The 17,397-nt window shown below is 46.4% G+C and carries 23 protein-coding genes; 17 read left to right on the forward strand and 6 right to left on the reverse strand.

Annotation, left to right across the window (positions count from 1 at the left end):
* Positions 1 to 12: 12 nt before the first annotated feature.
* On the reverse strand, positions 13 to 1,161 hold the full coding sequence (locus tag GXP22_01280) for a trypsin-like serine protease (protein NOX08118.1): 1,149 nt from the start codon (positions 1,159 to 1,161) through the stop codon (positions 13 to 15).
* 90 nt (positions 1,162 to 1,251) lie between these two features.
* On the opposite strand from GXP22_01280, the gene GXP22_01285 reads away from it, so the two are divergent.
* The 6 genes from GXP22_01285 (at position 1,252) to GXP22_01310 (ending at position 5,869) form a co-directional block, all read left to right on the forward strand.
* The gene (locus tag GXP22_01285; protein ID NOX08119.1) at positions 1,252 to 1,995 is read left to right on the forward strand and encodes a Nif3-like dinuclear metal center hexameric protein; all 744 of its coding nucleotides are present in this window, start codon (positions 1,252 to 1,254) and stop codon (positions 1,993 to 1,995) included.
* Between the two features lie 316 nt (positions 1,996 to 2,311).
* On the forward strand, positions 2,312 to 2,905 hold the full coding sequence (gene petA / locus GXP22_01290) for a ubiquinol-cytochrome c reductase iron-sulfur subunit (protein NOX08120.1): 594 nt from the start codon (positions 2,312 to 2,314) through the stop codon (positions 2,903 to 2,905).
* Between the two features lie 11 nt (positions 2,906 to 2,916).
* Complete coding sequence (locus tag GXP22_01295) at positions 2,917 to 4,131, forward strand: cytochrome b (GenBank protein ID NOX08121.1); 1,215 nt, start codon at positions 2,917 to 2,919, stop codon at positions 4,129 to 4,131.
* Positions 4,128 to 4,853 (forward strand): cytochrome c1, encoded by a 726-nt coding sequence (locus tag GXP22_01300; protein ID NOX08122.1) that lies wholly within the window; start codon positions 4,128 to 4,130, stop codon positions 4,851 to 4,853. The genes GXP22_01295 and GXP22_01300 overlap by 4 nt, the downstream gene beginning before the upstream one ends.
* Positions 4,853 to 5,479 (forward strand): stringent starvation protein A, encoded by a 627-nt coding sequence (locus tag GXP22_01305; GenBank protein NOX08123.1) that lies wholly within the window; start codon positions 4,853 to 4,855, stop codon positions 5,477 to 5,479. The genes GXP22_01300 and GXP22_01305 overlap by 1 nt, the downstream gene beginning before the upstream one ends.
* A complete protein-coding gene (locus GXP22_01310) occupies positions 5,480 to 5,869 on the forward strand; it encodes a ClpXP protease specificity-enhancing factor (GenBank protein ID NOX08124.1) in 390 nt (129 codons plus the stop codon).
* 10 nt (positions 5,870 to 5,879) lie between these two features.
* On the opposite strand, the gene GXP22_01315 is transcribed toward GXP22_01310, so the two are convergent.
* Genes GXP22_01315 through GXP22_01325 form a run of 3 tightly spaced genes read right to left on the reverse strand, consistent with a single transcriptional unit; the run spans position 5,880 to position 7,943 of the window.
* The gene (locus GXP22_01315) at positions 5,880 to 6,743 is read right to left on the reverse strand and encodes an HDOD domain-containing protein (protein ID NOX08125.1); all 864 of its coding nucleotides are present in this window, start codon (positions 6,741 to 6,743) and stop codon (positions 5,880 to 5,882) included.
* Positions 6,744 to 6,753: 10 nt separating this feature from the next.
* The gene (nadC, locus tag GXP22_01320) at positions 6,754 to 7,590 is read right to left on the reverse strand and encodes a carboxylating nicotinate-nucleotide diphosphorylase (GenBank protein NOX08126.1); all 837 of its coding nucleotides are present in this window, start codon (positions 7,588 to 7,590) and stop codon (positions 6,754 to 6,756) included.
* Positions 7,590 to 7,943 (reverse strand): FKBP-type peptidyl-prolyl cis-trans isomerase, encoded by a 354-nt coding sequence (locus GXP22_01325; protein ID NOX08127.1) that lies wholly within the window; start codon positions 7,941 to 7,943, stop codon positions 7,590 to 7,592. Before GXP22_01325 ends, nadC begins: the two co-directional genes overlap by 1 nt.
* Before the next feature lie 168 nt (positions 7,944 to 8,111).
* Here GXP22_01325 and GXP22_01330 point away from each other — a divergent pair, with 168 nt between their 5' ends.
* The 6 genes from GXP22_01330 to arsC all read left to right on the forward strand — a co-directional run bounded on the left by GXP22_01330 (position 8,112) and on the right by arsC (position 11,441).
* The gene (locus GXP22_01330; GenBank protein ID NOX08128.1) at positions 8,112 to 8,813 is read left to right on the forward strand and encodes a DUF1538 domain-containing protein; all 702 of its coding nucleotides are present in this window, start codon (positions 8,112 to 8,114) and stop codon (positions 8,811 to 8,813) included.
* A complete protein-coding gene (locus GXP22_01335) occupies positions 8,813 to 9,595 on the forward strand; it encodes a DUF1538 domain-containing protein (GenBank protein ID NOX08129.1) in 783 nt (260 codons plus the stop codon). The genes GXP22_01330 and GXP22_01335 overlap by 1 nt, the downstream gene beginning before the upstream one ends.
* A gap of 20 nt (positions 9,596 to 9,615) precedes the next feature.
* Positions 9,616 to 9,966 (forward strand): P-II family nitrogen regulator, encoded by a 351-nt coding sequence (locus GXP22_01340; GenBank protein NOX08130.1) that lies wholly within the window; start codon positions 9,616 to 9,618, stop codon positions 9,964 to 9,966.
* Positions 9,963 to 10,370, forward strand: a complete 408-nt coding sequence (locus tag GXP22_01345; GenBank protein NOX08131.1) for a CBS domain-containing protein — start codon at positions 9,963 to 9,965, stop codon at positions 10,368 to 10,370. Before GXP22_01340 ends, GXP22_01345 begins: the two co-directional genes overlap by 4 nt.
* Positions 10,371 to 10,519: 149 nt before the next feature.
* Positions 10,520 to 11,083 carry an elongation factor P-like protein YeiP gene (gene yeiP / locus GXP22_01350; GenBank protein NOX08132.1) on the forward strand — a complete coding sequence of 188 codons (564 nt, stop codon included), beginning with the start codon at positions 10,520 to 10,522 and terminating at the stop codon, positions 11,081 to 11,083.
* Positions 11,084 to 11,090: 7 nt separating this feature from the next.
* The gene (gene arsC, locus GXP22_01355) at positions 11,091 to 11,441 is read left to right on the forward strand and encodes an arsenate reductase (glutaredoxin) (protein ID NOX08133.1); all 351 of its coding nucleotides are present in this window, start codon (positions 11,091 to 11,093) and stop codon (positions 11,439 to 11,441) included.
* Here arsC and GXP22_01360 read toward each other — a convergent pair.
* Positions 11,434 to 11,973, reverse strand: coding sequence for a DNA mismatch repair protein MutS (locus GXP22_01360; protein ID NOX08134.1), 540 nt, complete (start codon positions 11,971 to 11,973; stop codon positions 11,434 to 11,436). The genes arsC and GXP22_01360 overlap by 8 nt on opposite strands.
* A 62-nt stretch (positions 11,974 to 12,035) precedes the next feature.
* Between GXP22_01360 and surE the strand changes: the two genes are divergently transcribed.
* The 5 genes from surE to rpoS are packed head-to-tail and all read left to right on the forward strand — an operon-like array spanning position 12,036 to position 15,781.
* Positions 12,036 to 12,782, forward strand: coding sequence for a 5'/3'-nucleotidase SurE (surE, locus tag GXP22_01365; protein ID NOX08135.1), 747 nt, complete (start codon positions 12,036 to 12,038; stop codon positions 12,780 to 12,782).
* On the forward strand, positions 12,782 to 13,441 hold the full coding sequence (locus tag GXP22_01370; protein NOX08136.1) for a protein-L-isoaspartate(D-aspartate) O-methyltransferase: 660 nt from the start codon (positions 12,782 to 12,784) through the stop codon (positions 13,439 to 13,441). The genes surE and GXP22_01370 overlap by 1 nt, the downstream gene beginning before the upstream one ends.
* A gap of 18 nt (positions 13,442 to 13,459) precedes the next feature.
* Positions 13,460 to 14,035, forward strand: a complete 576-nt coding sequence (locus GXP22_01375; GenBank protein NOX08137.1) for a DedA family protein — start codon at positions 13,460 to 13,462, stop codon at positions 14,033 to 14,035.
* 12 nt (positions 14,036 to 14,047) lie between these two features.
* Positions 14,048 to 14,848, forward strand: a complete 801-nt coding sequence (locus tag GXP22_01380) for a peptidoglycan DD-metalloendopeptidase family protein (protein ID NOX08138.1) — start codon at positions 14,048 to 14,050, stop codon at positions 14,846 to 14,848.
* Positions 14,849 to 14,863: 15 nt separating this feature from the next.
* Positions 14,864 to 15,781, forward strand: coding sequence for an RNA polymerase sigma factor RpoS (gene rpoS / locus GXP22_01385; GenBank protein ID NOX08139.1), 918 nt, complete (start codon positions 14,864 to 14,866; stop codon positions 15,779 to 15,781).
* Here rpoS and GXP22_01390 read toward each other — a convergent pair.
* Entirely contained in the window at positions 15,770 to 17,302 is a 1,533-nt protein-coding gene (locus tag GXP22_01390) for a hypothetical protein (GenBank protein NOX08140.1), read from the reverse strand. The two genes, rpoS and GXP22_01390, sit on opposite strands and share 12 nt — an antisense overlap.
* Positions 17,303 to 17,397: the final 95 nt, after the last annotated feature.

Raw genomic sequence — 17,397 nt, forward strand, 5'->3', positions numbered from 1 at the left:
TGATTTTTTTATTTATTCCTGCTGCGGGCGACGAATTAAACGAACCTGTTTTTCAAACTCATTACCCATGCGCACAATGCGTAGCTGAATGGTGGTTCCCGGTTTCAGGCGTGAGTTCTGGTTCATGGTATTGCGTGCATTACTGACCGCTTTATTGTTGATATGGGTAATAATATCGCCCGGTTGAAGACCGGCCAGATGAGCCGGGCCATTACGAAAAATACCGGAGATCAGTACACCATGATTACCCTTGAACGAGAGTGATCTTGCCAGTTCGGCATTCAGATCCTGTGCCTCAATGCCGAGCCATCCACGCACCACACTGCCATGTTCAATGATCTGTTTCATGATGTCTTTGGCAAGGTTGACCGGGATGGCAAAACCAATGCCCTGTGATCCCCCGGACTTGCTGAAGATGGCGGTGTTGATACCAATTAATTCACCATAGGCATTGATTAATGCACCACCGGAATTACCGGGGTTGATGGCGGCATCAGTCTGGATGAAGTCTTCAAAGGCATTGATGCCGAGCTGATTTCTGCCCTTGGCACTAACAATGCCGAGAGTGACGGTTTGTCCCACCCCGAATGGGTTGCCGATGGCAAGGGTGACATCGCCAACACGCAGGCTATTGGATTCACCAATAATGATGCTGGGTAGATTATCGAGATTAATCTGTAAAACCGATAGATCGGTATCAGGATCGCTACCGACAACACTGGCTTGCACGGTACGACCATCGGCGAGTAGGATCTTAATTTGATCGGCACCGGCAATGACGTGATTATTGGTCAGGATGTAACCTTGTGTGCTAATAATAACGCCTGATCCGAGACTGGTTTGTAGACGTTGGCGTTGTTGTGAGAGATTCTTGCCAAAGAAATATTGCATGATCGGGTTGTTGAACATTAACTGTCGACGTTCGGTGACCAATTTGCGAGTATAGATGTTGACCACGGCGGGTTTTGCGATAGCGACGGCATCGGCGTAGGATACCGGGCCGCTACCGGCGGGTCGGGTATGCGGTGCCACTTGCTGGATCTCAACCAATTCAGGGGGGCGAGAGATAAGTTCAGGCCATAACAGTAGCAGGAGACCTGCTGTAGCGAGTCCGGTCAGGATGGACTGGATAATAAAACCTGAATAGAATTGTTTTTTCATAGAGCGCCCGGTTGTTGAGGGTGATTGTTGGTTGATAGGGGTTATAATTACAAAAATTGAATTAATTAACCAGAGGTTCCTTGCCTAATGATTACCTTGCATGAAATGCTGCATCACCTGGATGATCTGCTGGCGGTGGGTCAATTTAATGATTATTGCCCTAATGGGCTACAAATAGAGGGGCGATCCGAGATCAAGACCCTGGTGACGGGGGTTACGGCGAGCCAGGCATTGATTGATGAGGCGGTTGCTATGGGTGCCGATGCATTGCTGGTTCATCATGGTTACTTCTGGAAAGGTGAGGATGCGAGGATTACAGGTATAAAACGTCGTCGAATTGCCAGTCTATTGGCCGCAGATGTCAGTTTACTGGCCTATCATCTGCCACTGGATGCGCATCCCCGCCTGGGTAACAACGTTCAGTTGGCTGAACGCCTGGGGTTTATCCGGCAGGCTACGGCTGCGGATGGCTTGCTGATGAGTGGGTGTCTGGAGCATAAGATGTCGATTGAGCAGTTGGCTGACCATATTGGTCAGAGTCTGGAAAGGGATGTTTTGTGTGTCGGCGACGGGCCGGCACAGATTGAATCGCTTGCCTGGTGTAGTGGTGCGGCCCAGTCTTATATTGATCAGGCGGCCGATCTGGGGGTTGATGCCTTCATTAGTGGTGAGATATCAGAGCCAACGGTGCATATTGCGCGGGAACGTGGAATTCACTACTTATCTTGCGGTCACCATGCCACTGAACGCTATGGTGTGCAGGCTCTGGGTGAGTATCTGGCGCAACATTTTTCACTGACTCACTACTTTATTGATATTGATAATCCAGTCTGAGACCTTTGCATGATAGAGGCAGGAAACGCAGTTAATATCTGGATATTGACAAGTTTTCTAACGAAAAGCAGCAGGGTTTAAGCTGTTTTTACTTGTGAATCTATTATGCAAAGATCTCAGTTTGACTGATATTTATCATGAAATTATAATTTTTTTCCTTTAATAACATTAATTTTATGTGCTAAATCCTGTATGATGTGCCCCCAAGCTCGGATCTGTTGTGTGGATTCGAATTTTACAGGATTTGTGGATTCGGCGTGGTACGGGTCTGTTTGTTTTATCGTATAGTTGTTCAATCGAGTGGAGAAAATCCCCCATGAGTACAGATGGTGTAGATAATAGCCGACGTCGGTTTTTAACCGTGGCTGCTACCGTCGTAGGTGGCGTAGGAGCTGCATTTGTTGCCGTTCCTTTCGTTGCCTCGATGCAACCCAGTGCGCGTGCCAAGGCCGCAGGCGCCCCCGTAGAAGCTGATATCAGCAAGATTGAGCCGGGGCAAATGATCCGTGTTAAATGGCGTGGCAAGCCGGTCTGGATTCTGCGCCGTACGCCAGAGATGCTGGCAGGCATGAAGGCCATTGAGTCCTCATTGCGTGATCCGGCATCCAATGAGTCGATTCAGCCTGAATATACGAAGAATGAGTTCCGTGCTATTAAGACAGAGTATCTGGTTGCGATTGGTATCTGTACGCACCTGGGTTGTTCGCCAACCTATCGTCCAGAGGTGGCTTCGGCTGATCTTGGGCCTGAGTGGAAGGGGGGTTTCTTCTGTCCTTGTCATGGTTCACGTTTTGATCTTGCCGGTCGCGTATACAGCGGTGTGCCTGCGCCAACTAATCTGGTCATCCCTGCGCACTATTATATGGGTGATAGCAGAATCCTGATTGGTCAAGATAAAGGAGTCGCATAATGAGTAATAAAATGACGGATTTACTCGGTTGGGTTGATGCACGTTTCCCTCTAAGCAAGTTGTGGAATGAACACCTGGCTGAATATTATGCGCCCAAGAATTTCAATTTCTGGTATTTTTTCGGTTCATTGGCACTGTTAGTGCTGGTTAATCAGATCATTACCGGTATCTGGCTGACGATGAACTACAAACCGGATGCTGAGCTGGCCTTTGCCTCGGTTGAATACATCATGCGTGATGTTGAGTGGGGCTGGTTATTGCGTTATATGCACTCGACCGGTGCTTCGGCCTTCTTTGTTGTGATCTATTTGCACATGTTCCGTGGTCTGTTGTACGGCTCTTACCGTAAGCCACGTGAATTGATATGGATCTTTGGTATGTTCCTTTATGTTGCCTTGATGGCAGAGGCCTTTATGGGGTACCTGTTACCTTGGGGTCAGATGTCTTACTGGGGTGCACAGGTGATTATTTCCCTGTTTGGTGCTATCCCGGGTATTGGTGATGCGCTGGCATTATGGATTCGTGGTGATTTCGTTGTATCGGATGTTACCCTGAACCGTTTCTTTGCCTTCCATGTTATCGCTGTGCCGATTGTTCTGTTGGGTCTGGTTGTTGCTCACATCCTGGCATTACACGAAGTCGGTTCTAATAACCCGGATGGTGTAGAGATCAAGAAGCACAAGGACGAAAATGGTATCCCTCTGGATGGCATTCCATTCCACCCCTATTATTCGGTTAAGGATATTGTCGGTGTGGTTGTCTTCCTGATGTTCTTCTCGCTGATTATCTTCTTCATGCCGGAAATGGGTGGTTACTTCCTGGAGAAGGATAACTTTGTTCCTGCTAATCCGCTGAAGACACCGGAGCATATTGCGCCTTTATGGTATTTCACGCCATTCTATGCGATCTTGCGTGCAGTGCCTGATAAGTTCCTGGGTGTTGTTGCTATGGGTGCTGCCATTGTGGTGTTGTTCTTCCTGCCATGGCTGGATCGTAGTCCTGTGAAGTCTATTCGTTATCGTGGTGGTATTTACAAGACGGCGTTGGCCTTGTTTGTGGTCAGCTTCTTCATCCTGGGTTGGTTAGGTATGCAAGCACCTAATCCAACGCTAACGATGATCTCACGCATTTGTTCTATTATCTATTTTGCCTTCTTCCTGTTGATGCCAATTTACACGAAGATGGACAAGACCAAGCCTGTTCCAGAAAGGGTGACATTCAAATGAAAAGTAAAATTTTATTAGCTTTTGTGAGCCTGTTTTTTTCAGCCGCCAGCCTTGCGTCCGCCGGTGGACACCTGGATCATGCCAAGGTGGATGTCTCCGATCAACAGTCACTGCAACGTGGTGCAACGATGTTTGTTAACTACTGCATGGGCTGTCATTCTGCGGGTTATATGCGTTATAACCAGATGTCAGCGGGTCTGGGTCTGAGTGAGACCGAGATTATGGATACCCTGATGCCGGCCAATGCGAAGATTGCAGAACATATGAATTCTGCTATGCCTGCTGCTGATGCAACCGTTTGGTTTGGTACTGCACCCCCTGACTTGAGCTTGGTTGCCCGTTCACGCGGGGTTGATTGGTTGTACACCTATCTGCGTTCCTTCTATAAGGATGATTCACGTCCGTTTGGTGTTAATAATCGTGTGTTTGCTGATGTGGGTATGCCTAATGTCCTGTGGGAACTACAGGGTATACAGGTTCCTGTCTATGAGACGGTTAATGGTATACAGGTGATTGAGAAACTGGCACTTGAAACACCCGGTACAATGAGTCCTGAGGAGTATGATGCAGCAGTGTTGGATCTGGTGAGTTTTCTGTCTTATATCGCCGAACCGATACAGTTAGAACGTCAGGCATTGGGTATAAAGGTCTTGATCTTTCTTGCCATATTCCTTGTTATTGCCTATTTGTTGAAGAAAGAGTACTGGAAGGATATTCATTAATGGCTGTTGTAGCGAGTCGTCGATCGATAATGACGTTATTTTCCGAGGCGAGTTGTCCTTATAGCCATCGGGTTCGATTAGTGTTGGCTGTTAAGGGTATCACGGTTGAGATTAATGATGTTGATCTGGATAATCCACCGGAGGATCTGATTGATCTGAATCCTTACCGTACGGTGCCAACCCTGGTTGACCGGGATCTGGTGCTATATGGTTCTCAGGTTATTATGGAATATCTAGATGAACGTTTTCCACATCCGCCATTGATGGCAGTTGATCCGGTATCTAGAGCAAAGTCTCGATTGATGATTTACCGAATTAACAAGGATTGGTATGGTCTGCTGGAGGCATTGACCGGGAAAAATGAGAAGGCTGCAAACAAGGCTCGTAAGATGTTGCGTGATAGCCTGACCTCTAGTGCAGAAGTTTTTGCCGCTAAGCCTTATTTTCTTAATGATGATCTCAGTCTGGTTGATTGTTGTCTGGCACCGTTGTTGTGGCGTTTGAGATCATACGATATTGAGCTGCCCAAACAGGCGCGGGCTGTGCTTGAATATGCCAATCGAGTGTTTGATCGGGAAGATTTTCAAGAAAGTCTGACAGAGATCGAAGAAGAGATGATGGACTAAATGACCTCGAGTCGTCCCTATTTAATCCGTGCTCTTTATGAGTGGATTATGGATAACGAGTATACCCCTTATATCCTGGTGAACACCGGGGTTGATGGGGTAGAGGTGCCGAGTGCGCATATCAAGGATGAACAATTAACTCTGAATATTAATCCGTTAGCCGTACAAAATCTTTCTATGGGTAATGAATTTATTAGTTTTAGTGCGCGTTTTTCAGGTAAAACAACCGATATTTTCTTGCCAATCGCCTCGATCCTTGCAGTCTATGCGCAGGAGAATGGTAAGGGAATGGTTTTTTCCATAGAAGAGAATGAAAATCCTGTGCCACCAGAACCAGGGCCTGATGCTAGTAAAAAGCCCGGTAAGCCGCAACTAACCGTGGTTAAATAGCTTATCGACCTTATTCGGCAAGGGATTGAGCCATTGTTCGGTTCTTTTTATCCTGCATACAGAGCTTGCTGATTTCCTTGAGTATGCGTTCCTTTTTTAATTCCTTGATATTAATGTCTTCAATCAAATCTTCATTCTCAAAGATCACTTCCGGGTTGTGATACATCAGGTTTGATACATTGGAGCAATAACGGATTAATGTAGCCTCTTTCCAGTGATCTCCCCGGTATGCGGGATCAGACTGATATTCAATCATACAAATAATATCTTCGGGCAATTCCCAGGACTTCACCAGAGAGGTGATTGCCTGGTATTCGTTGATTCCGATTTCTATAGATTCCATGTTAATAATGACATCTTCATCCATGTTGCTACAACTGGATAAAATCTTGTCCATCTGTTGAGGAAAGCTATGTGCCAATATCAGTCGGCCAAGGTTATGGATTAAACCGGCGAGATAAACACTGTGAATCTGTTCTTTAGAACGGCCAATGTAAGGTGCTAGACCGGCACATAACGAGGCGGTCTCTATGGATTGATACCAATAGTGGTCAATATGAAAGTGTTGGCACTTTTTACTATTGAAGGGTTTATTCAAGGCGATACCGAGGGCGAGATTTTTAACCAGATTCAGACCTAATACACGAATAATGGCATCAACAATGGTATATATCTTATCGCGATAACCAAAATAGGCTGAGTTGGCTAAACCGATGATGCGGGTCGTGAGTCCGGGGTCAAGTTGAATGATGGTCGCTAGTTCGTGGATATTAATGTCTTCACGCCCAGCCTCATAGATGAGTCTTTGTGCCACAGCGGGAAGAGGTGGCACTTGCAGGATTTCAGAATATTTGTCGTCAGGTATTTTATTCACGGTTCCCGCACTACTCGAATAGCATCGAAAGATCGACAGCCTGTATGTTTTTGGTCAGGCTACCGGTTGAGATCCAGTCAACTCCGGTAGCGGCAACCGCAGATATGTTTTCCAGCGTAATACCGCCGGATGCCTCTAATGAGGCTTTATTATCATTGATTTTAACTGCATCTTCCAGTTGTGCCAGGCTAAAATTGTCTAATAACAGACGTTCAGCCCCATTATCAATGGCGATACGGAGCTCATCCAGTGACTCAACCTCGACCTCTATGAAGAGTCCTGTCTTCAGTTTTTGAGCCTGCTGTATGGCCTTCACGATACCCCCTGCTGCCTGGATATGATTTTCCTTGATAAGGATGCCATCGTACAGTCCAGTGCGATGGTTTTTACAGCCTCCTGTTTTAACTGCATATTTTAGCTCCAGTCGGAGGCCGGGAATAGTCTTGCGGGTGTCCAGTATCTGCGTTTTTGTATCGGATACCTGATCAGCATAACGTCTTGATAAGGTTGCTACGCCGGACAGGGTTTGCAGGAAATTCAGGGCAGTTCGCTCACCGCTTAACAAATTCCTGGAATTCCCCTGTAGTGTGCATAGCATTTCATTTTTTGCGATGATATCTCCATCCTGATAGTGCCAGTGAATAGCTATCGTCTCATCAATCTCTTGCAGTGTTTGCTCAAACCATTCACAACCACAGAGAACAATGGGTTCACGGGTAATGACCCTGGCCTGGCTGATGTGATCGGCAGGGATGAGTGCCGCAGTAACGTCTCCGGAGCCAATATCTTCCTGCAAGGCTCGGGTGACACTATTTGAAATATATTCTTTATCTGCTTGAGAATGCATTATTCAGAAATGGCAAGTAACTCAATTTCGAAGATCAAGGTTGCATTGGCTGGAATGGCACCACCACCAGCACCTTGTGGTCCATAGCCAAGATCTGAAGGGATGGTTAATTTTCGTTTGCCACCAATCTTCATACCCTTAACACCTTCATCCCAGCCGCGAATAACATAACCCACATCAAGAGGGAAATTAAAAGGTTCATTACGCGCTACGCTGGAATCAAACTCGGTACCATCTTCCAACCAGCCGGTATAATGCACCGTTACCGTCTGTCCGGCACCGGTTGCCAGTTGACCGTCACCTAAAGTGAGATCGTCATATTGCAGTCCTGATTCTGTGGTATGTTCAGACATGGATATTCCTTCGATGATTAGATTTCTTGTAGATAGATTGAGATTGTAGCAAGTGTATTCAGTCTTGTCTTGAAAGAAAATCTGATTCATGCAAAGCTTCCATGCTATTAATACTTAAGGGATATAGAAGCCTCTGTGAAAAAGCAATTTTTAGCCTTGTTTTTATCAATGCGCGGTAGTATTGCGGATCTTTTACCGATAATTCTGGTGATTGCATTCTTTCAGTTGCTTGTGATTCAACAGCCGATTCCTGATTTGTTGGATATTGTAATGGGTGTGGTTTTTGTGGTGATCGGATTGAGCCTGTTTGTACGAGGTCTTGAACTGGGTCTGTTCCCGATTGGTGAATCCATGGCCTATGCCTTTTCTAAAAAAGGAAGTTTGTTCTGGTTGCTGTGTTTTTCATTTGCCCTTGGTTTTGGTACTACAGTGGCAGAACCGGCATTAATTGCTGTGGCTAATGAGGCGGCAGCGGTTGCCGCTGATGCCGGGGTTATTGCTGGCAGTGATGAGGCAACAAAGGCTTATGCCTCAGGTCTACGTTTTACCGTGGCAATATCCGTTGGTTTTTCCCTGATACTGGGTGTGTTTCGTATTGTCATGGGCTGGCCAGTGCATTATTTTATTATGGCAGGTTATACGCTGGTCGTTATTATGACCGGGTTTGCACCTAAAGAGATTATTGGTATTGCCTATGACTCCGGTGGGGTAACAACCTCGACGATTACTGTCCCGCTGGTGACTGCATTAGGGGTGGGTCTGGCGCTATCGATCAAGGGGCGTAACCCGATGGTTGATGGTTTTGGTCTGATTGCCTTTGCCTCCTTGATGCCGATTATCTTTGTGCTTGCTTACGGGATGATTATGTAATGCAGTCGCTTATCGAGTTACTCATGGTTTTTTGGCAGACGGTACAGGATGTGTTGCCGATTGCCGTTATTATCTTTGGTTTTCAACTGCTGGTTATTCGTCGTCCGATACCTAATCTGGGCAAGGTGTGTGTCGGCTTTGTCTATGTGTTGATTGGTTTAACCTTTTTTCTTGAAGGGTTGGAACATGCCTTATTTCCACTAGGTAAACTTATGGCAAAGCAGTTAACGGATACCCGTTTTCTCCTGGGTGATGATCATTTGCCGAGTTATATTCTGCACTGGTCTGATTATACGTGGGTCTATCTGTTTGCTGCAGCGATTGGTTTTGCTACGACAGTGGCTGAACCGGCATTATTGGCGGTAGCCATCAAGGCAAAGGATGTCTCGGGTGGTGTCATTGGTGTCTGGGGGCTGCGTATTGCCGTGGCGGTTGGTGTTTCTTTTGGTCTTACCCTGGGCGTGTTCAGGATTATTACCGGAACCCCATTACATTATTATATTATTACCGGTTATGTCATTGTGATTATCCAGACCTTTTATGCACCACGTATGATTATCCCTCTTGCCTATGATTCCGGTGGTGTAACGACCTCGACGGTAACCGTGCCTTTGGTTGCTGCCCTCGGTCTGGGTTTGGCAAGTACAGTACCTGGACGAAGCCCCCTGCTGGATGGTTTTGGTTTGATTGCCTTTGCCAGTCTATTTCCGATTATTTCGGTGATGGTCTATGCGCAATTAAGCGAATGGTGGTCAAGAAGGAATAAAAATCTTAATGAGTAATAAAACTTGCGGAGAAAGATATGCATTTTAAATTATTGATAGCATTGATTGAGGATGATAAGACGGAAGATGTTCTTGATGCAGCTAGAAAGGCGGGAGCAACGGGTTCTACGGTGATTAATCACGCTCGGGGTGAAGGGTTGGAAAAGACCAAGACCTTTTTAGGTTTAAGCCTGGAGACACAACGCGATATGTTGTTATTCCTGGTTGAAGAACATTTAAGTCGAACCATTCTGGAGACTATTTCAGAGATTGGTGAGTTTGAAAGTAAACCGGGGACAGGAATTGCCTTTCAAATTGATGTGGAAGATGCGGTGGGTGTGAGTCATCAGATAAATAGTCTTACCGAGAAAGTAGAGGAACAACTATGAATGATAAAAAACGATTCTGTGTGCGTGATGTCATGAAGGCTAAATATGACATGGTTGATGGTATGACGACTGTCAGTGAAGCCTTGAACAAGATGAAGTATATTGAGACCAAGAGTTTGATTGTGGATAAACGCGATGAAGATGATGAGTATGGTATGGTGATGCTGGCTGATATTGCCCGACAGGTGTTGGCACAGGATCGTTCGCCGGAGCGTATTAATATCTACGAGGTGATGAGTAAGCCCGTGCTTACGGTTCATCCTGATATGGATATTCGCTATTGTGCACGTTTATTTGATCGTTTTGGTCTGTCTCGGGCACCTGTAGTGAGTGGGAATCATATTATTGGTATTGTTAGTCTGACTGATATGGTGCTGAAAGGCATGTGTAATGAGGATGAGTAGACAGGGATTGCTCTTCTCTAACAGAGACACGCCGTGAAACCATCCATGGTGCTCCATGCCCGCGTCCATGCGGGCAAGGGTCTCTGTTAGAGAAGAACAATCCCTGTCTCTTGAGTGTTCAATAAAAGAAAACAGGATGAGTAATTGGTATGAAGGCAAATGAAATAAAAAGGGGCATGGTGTTTTTGTATGATGGTCGTAACATCATGGTTAAACATGTGCAGGTGCAATCACCGTCATCGCGCAGTGGTAACACCCTGTATAAGGTTGCAGGCAGGGATATTGTCTCGCGGCAGAAGTTTGAACGTAGTTTCAAAGGCGATGAGGTGGTTGAGGCGATTGATGTACAGCGACGGGATGTTCAATTGTCGTATCGGGATGGTGATGGCTGTACCTTTATGGATATTGATAGCTATGAGCAGTATACCCTGGCTGATGAAGTGGTGGAGGATGAATTGCTGTTTTTGACCGATGGTCTGGAGGGTATTAAGGCGCTGGTTCATGATGATGCGATTCTGGGTATTGAACTGCCCGCTACGGTGAATCTTGTTATTGAAGAATGTGCACCGGGTATGAAGACAGCATCTTCTTCTGCACGCACTAAACCGGCAACCTTGAGCACGGGTTTAGTGGTGCTGGTACCGGAATATCTAACCCCGGGAGAAAATATCAAGGTGAATACCGAAACCCGGGAATTCATGTCCAGGAGTTGATGATCTTATGACTGTATCAATATTACATAATCCGCGTTGTAGCAAGAGCAGAGCGACCCTGGCACTATTGGATGAGCATGATGTCAAGGTGGACGTTATCCTCTATCTTGAGGATACCCCTTCTGTTGATGAGTTAAAATCGATTATCAGCAAGCTGGGGATTGAGGCACATGAGCTTATTCGCTTCAATGAATCGGTGGCAGGTGACCTGGGTATTAAGACAACTGATGAACGTTCGCAACAGGAATGGATTGAATTAATGGTTAATAATCCGATCCTGATTGAACGACCGGTGGTTATTAGCAGTGACAAGGCAGCCATTGGTCGACCGCCAGAGAATGTGCTGGATATTATCTAGTCCTCAATAACACATTAACCGCTCCAGTACCGCCGTGGGCTCGATCCGTGGAGCAAAAGGCGAGCACCTCATGGCATTGGCGTAGCCAGTTATCGACCTTGTGTTTTAATTTCGCTTGTCCGTTATGAGAATGATGTCCCTTGCCGTGAATAATACGGATAAATCGTAGCTCTAGTCGGTAGCAGTGATTGAGAAACTCCAGCAGTGTCTGACGTGCATCAGGCACGGTTAATCCATGCAGATCCAGCGTGGCTGTGTTATTAAATCGCCCGCTTTTTAGTCGCCGCAGGGTGTTGTGCTGTATGCCTGTGCGTGAGAACCATAATTCATTAGGATGGGCATCGGCAGGTTCGTATTCATCCGAGAATCGATCCTGTATGATGTCACTTATAAAGTGTTCTACGGGTCTTGGTCGAGGGCTGGGCGGTTTTCGGAAAGGTGCTATGTGGTCTTGTTTGACCGGTTTGACCTGACCAATGTTCTCACGAAACAGGCGGCTATCCTCGATACTGATTTTGTTGCGTTTGGACATAATGAATATGAAACCTCGGTTGCCTATATTGTAAAACCTTTTTTGCGGTGATAGTAGATGTAATGAAGATATTGATAAGTAATGATGATGGTTATCAGTCCGAGGGAATTGCTATATTAAGTAAAAGCCTTGCGGATATGGCTGAGATCTTTGTGGTGGCACCGGATCGGGATCGTAGTGGTGCCAGTAACTCCCTGACCCTGGATTACCCATTGCGAGCCAGACAGATCAGTGAGGGTGTGATGTGCGTGGATGGTACGCCAACGGATTGTGTGCATCTTGCCATTACCGGTTTGCTGGATGATGAACCGGATATTGTTGTATCCGGTATTAATGCCGGGGCTAATTTGGGTGATGATGTGTTGTACTCAGGTACCGTGGCGGCTGCAACAGAAGGACGTTTTTTAGGTTTGCCAGCAATGGCTATCTCTCTGGTGACGGATGGTAACAAGACTCATTATGATACCGCCGGACGTGTGGCTCGGGATCTGTTGCAACGTTTGCTGGAACAACCTCTGCCAGTTGATACCATACTGAATGTGAATGTGCCTAATCGACCCTGGTCTGAGTTATCTGGTTTTAAGGTTACTCGTCTTGGCAATCGACATAAGGCGGAACCGGTGGTGCGTGAACATGATCCTCGTGGTAAACCGATTTATTGGGTCGGCCCACCCGGTAAAGAGGCCGATGCAGGCGCTGGAACTGATTTTCATGCAGTGAAAGAGGGTTTCGTCTCGATCACGCCTATTCATACCGATTTGACGCAACATGATGCTATTCATATCCTGAATACCTGGGTGGAGCGGTGATGAATAATGTCATGCGCGGGATGGGTATGACCTCACAACGGACGCGAGATCGTATGATAACGCGTCTACAGGATAAGGGGATCAAGGACCAACGGGTCCTGGCAGCCATGCGTGAGTTGCCACGTCATTGCTTTGTTGATGAGGCGCTGGCAACCCGTGCTTATGAGGACACCGCCTTGCCGATTGGTCATAGTCAGACTATATCGCATCCCTATACCGTGGCACGCATGACGGAGTTATTGATTAATGGTGATCTACCGGAACGGGTGCTGGAGATTGGTACCGGATCGGGTTATCAGGCAGCGCTGTTGTCAAAAATTGTCCCCATGCTCTATACCGTTGAACGCATATCAGTATTACAGCAACAGGCGAGAAGACGTTTTCGTGAACTGAACCTGCCTAACATTCGTTGTAAACATAGTGATGGTTCCTGGGGTTGGGTCGAGCAGGGTCCTTTTGATGCTATCCTGGTGACAGCGGCTCCGCAGGAGGTGCCTAATGCCTTGCTGGAACAATTGGCAATCGGTGCGCGGCTTATCTTGCCGTTGGGTGATCAGGTGCAGCGGCTGGCTATTGTGACGCGCAAGAGTGCCGATGCTTATGAACGAGAAGATTTTGAAGATGTGAAATTTGTACCGCTGTTAACGGGTGCGAGTTAGGGGAGTTCTGATTTAGCAATGTTTACACGTTTGTATAATTTTATGATGCTTTGGGCGCAGAAGCCCCAGGCCCCCTGGTATCTTGCCGGGCTTAGTTTTGCTGAATCATCGTTTTTTCCTATACCCCCTGATGTGATGTTGGCGCCGATGTGTCTGGCAAAACCTGCTGCGGCATGGCGTTATGCTTTTTTGACCACGATAGCCTCGGTAGCGGGTGGTTTATTGGGTTATGTGCTGGGTTATTTTGCTTTTGAGATGATGCAGGCGATTATTGTTTCGGCGGGTTACGAAGCAGCTTATCTGCATGCCAAACACTGGTTTTCTGAATGGGGTTTCTGGGCTATCTTTCTGGCGGGTTTTTCGCCGATCCCCTATAAGGTTTTTACGATTACGGCAGGGAGTCTATCGATGGGCCTGTTTCCCTTTGTTCTTGCTTCTGTGATTGGACGTGGCCTGCGCTTTTATCTGGTGGCGGGGTTGCTGGTATGGAAGGGGGAACGGATGGCTCAGTTATTACCACAATATGTAGAACGAATAGGTTGGGGCGTGATTGTGCTTGTGGTGACTCTTTATTTTTTAATTCAATGGACCTGATGAGTCCAGTATATGAATTGGCTGCCTGTTTTATTACTGTTTTTAATCACAGCCTGTAGTGCTCCTGTGGTTCGGCCACCCGTTGTTGATCATGGTATTAAACCACTGTGGGTGCCAAAGTATCATCGGGTTAAAAAGGGCGACACATTATATTCAATTGCCTGGCAACATGGGCGGGATATTGCTCAAATTGCCCGCTGGAATAATATCAAGGCACCTTATACGATCTATGTTAATCAGAAATTGTTATTACAGGCAGGGAAAACACGGGTAACGATAGCGACAGCAAGTAATAAACAGGCATCGAACAAGGCGGTAATAAAGAACAAGCCAGCAGCAAAGAGTAAGGTTACCTATATTAAACCTTCTAATCATGCTTTATCAAATAACAAAAATACAAATAAAAAACGTATTAAAAACAATGAATTTAATCATGTTGGTAAGATAAGATGGCAGTGGCCGGTAGAAGGTCGTTTGTTACGCAAGTTTAATAAAAAAACCTCGGGTAAGAAGGGGATTGCAATTGCCGGTCAGTCTGGTACCGTGATTCAGGCAGCAGCGGCGGGCAAGGTGGTTTATAGTGGCAGTGGACTTGTAGGCTATGGTCGCCTTATTATCATCATGCATAGTAAGACCTATTTAAGTGCTTACGCACATAATAGTCGGTTACTGGTCGGTGAAGGGGATCTGATCAAGGCGGGGCAAAGGATCGCCTTGATGGGGAATAGTGGTACACAACGTACGATGTTACATTTTGAGATAAGACGTAATGGTAAGCCAGTTGATCCATTGCGTTATCTTCCTCGACGTTAGGGGGCAGGGAGATACATGAGCGATAGTAGTGACAATAAGAAGGATAAAAAATCTCAGTCTGAGGGTGATGTCTCCAGGATGGCAGGTAAGACCACGCGTGAACAACTGGATGCGACGCGTCTTTATCTGAATGAAATTGGTTTTTCAGCATTATTGTCAGCAGAGGAAGAGGTCGCATACTCACGTAAGGCGCAGAAAGGTGATGAAGAGGCTCGCAATCACATGATTGAGAGCAATCTGCGTCTGGTGGTCAAGATTGCTCGTCGCTATCTGCATCGTGGCCTTGCCTTACTGGATTTGATTGAGGAGGGTAATCTGGGTCTTATTCGTGCGGTTGAGAAGTTTGATCCGGAACGTGGCTTTCGTTTTTCAACCTATGCAACCTGGTGGATACGTCAGAATATTGAGCGTGGCATCATGAACCAGACGCGCACCATTCGTCTGCCCATCCATGTGGTTAAGGGTATCAATGTCTATCTGCGTGCGGCAAGGAATCTATCGCAGGCATTGAATCGAGAACCGACAGCAGAAGAGATCAGTGAGCTACTGGACAAGCCGGTTGCAGATGTAAAGAAAATGCTCAAGTTGAATGAACGTACTTCGTCACTGGATGCCGTGAGTCATTATGGTTCCGAACACTCGGTGTTGGACACTATCCCGGATGAGCATGATGTTGATCCCTCCAGCCTGCTGGAGCATGAGGATGTGCAGGTTAATATTGATCATTGGTTATCGATGCTCAATCCCAAACAGCGTCAGGTGGTAGAACGACGTTTTGGTCTGCATGGATCCCGTGTCTGTACCCTGGAAGAGGTCGGTAAGGAGATTGGGGTAACGCGTGAACGTGTGCGTCAGATTCAGTTAGATGCCCTGCACAAGCTGAAGCGTATCCTTGAGAGTGAGGGGTTTTGTAGCGATACCTTATTGCACTGATAAGCTTGTAGTATTGGTTGCACTGCCACTGATAAGCATTGATGCCCCAGTATTGATGGTAACGGTGCTTGTTCTTACCGGGATCGTTGTACCAATAGTCAAAGACGTTAAGGCACTATCTATAGTGGTTGTGTTGGTGATTGGGGGTGTCAGATTGCCAGTTGTAAGAAATGATCCAGGATTGACCCTGAGTGTAACTTCATTAAGGGGTCGACTGGGATTGATGCGCAGACCACTTCCTCCTGTAATTCCCGGGGTTAGACCGATGACATTCGTTACGCTGGATGCTGCTCCAGACCATGAAACTACTGTACTAGACCATGAGCTGGCATTTGAGGGGGGTGGTGTTCCCATTCTTGTACTGAGAGTTATGATTATCCCTGTTTCCAAACCAGGATTTATGGTTGTTATAGTGCCTTCGCCTGTTAGGCTTGTTACATCTGTGACGCTCTTGACGTCATAGTTATAGTCGGTAGTAACGGGTGTGAAATACCCCAGGAGATTGCCATTGCTATCGGTGAGATCGAACTGGTAATTAAACAATAAGGTGTAGTCGATAGTGTTATTGCTGTTAGACCAGACATATTGCCCGAGTGAATCAAGGTTGAAGTCACTAGCGATAATAGTGGCAGAATTATCGAAGGAATTATCCGTGAGGGAGGCCATATCAAGCTGATCGGTTACTAACAAGGTGCCATCACGACGCATAATGAACAAGGCCTGATCTCCGTTGTTGTAGGGAGAATCTGTGCTGGCCTCGCTGTACGTCATGGTCAGGATAATAACTGCTTCATAATTTCCTGGATGTCTTATACCACCGATCTCCTCGGTATTTATCCTGCTAAGATCGACGTTATCGTAAAAGAGAACAAATGCATTATTATTTTCTCTAATATTAAATGATCCTGCATACATATTGATGTTGACTTGCAATGTATCTAGCAGCTCATCGAAGCCGGATCCATCTGCATTAAATGCGGCTGAAAAAAAGTTATAGCTGCTGGGATCAAGCCCGATGCGGGTAAAATAATTATAGAAGTTGGCATTGATTTTAGCCTGAGCGATGGTTAAGCCCCATGCGGTAATCGTGCCAGACCGGTTTGCCCAATTGGTTCTAAGTGTATCCAGATCTTCCTGGTTATTGGCGAGGAACAGAGCCAGGCTGGTTAGAGGTGTGATGTTGACAGTTCCTGATGCCGTAGCATAGGAGTATTGTACGGGTAGATTGCTATCATTGGGTATGGCTCGAAGTATAAAGGGAGCCGTCATGCCGGAGACATCAATTGAATAGCTTCCATCCGCTTGTATGGGGACGTTGATTTCAATGCCATTGATATCCGTGATGTAGACATATCCCGCGATAGGAGCACCAGTCGCTGCAGTACCGGACAGGACGTTTGCTACTGAACTACTGCTACCACCACCACCGCCACCACATGCACTGAGTAGCATGATAGTGAATATTAGCAGACTCGCTCTTAGTGTCTGCAATCTGCATAGCTGATGAGTTGAGTTATCCATAGCATCTTCCCCTGATTCATTATTATGTACCTGATATGCGCTGAGTACATTTATTATGTGGTTGAGTATACCCTGAAGCAGGGGGGAGGCGCTAC

The sequence above is a fragment of the Gammaproteobacteria bacterium genome, from assembly GCA_013151035.1.
Classification (GTDB): domain Bacteria; phylum Pseudomonadota; class Gammaproteobacteria; order JAADJB01; family JAADJB01; genus JAADJB01.